The following is a 268-nucleotide window of genomic DNA, read 5'->3' as shown; positions in this document are numbered from 1 at the left end:
GAAACAGGCAGTCGAGTTAAAAATACAATGGCAAGTTTAAATAGGAAAAATTGGTGTTGAAGCACATTGAACATTTATATGTCACTCACTACATTGACGACGTTAGCTTGCTCAAAACTTGCCATCTCATTATAAAAAGCTAATGCAGATTGAATTAATGGTAAACACAAAGCCGCCCCTGTCCCTTCACCAAGTCTCATGTTTAAGTTTAATAACGGTTTAGCATCAAACCATTGCAACATTTTGTCGTGCCCTTGTTCTCCTGAAC

At 37.7% G+C, this 268-nt stretch carries 1 protein-coding gene; it reads right to left on the bottom strand.

The genetic code is table 11. The features are described 5' to 3' along the window. Positions 1-74 precede the first annotated feature (74 nt). A partial coding sequence (locus Q4528_RS14085; protein ID WP_303522227.1) for a nicotinate-nucleotide--dimethylbenzimidazole phosphoribosyltransferase occupies positions 75-268 on the bottom strand: 194 nt, incomplete at its 5' end.

Origin of the sequence: Staphylococcus pasteuri (assembly GCF_030547725.1) — a bacterium.
In the GTDB taxonomy this organism is placed as follows: Bacteria; Bacillota; Bacilli; order Staphylococcales; family Staphylococcaceae; genus Staphylococcus; species Staphylococcus pasteuri.
This window is presented reverse-complemented; position numbering and strand designations above follow the sequence as displayed.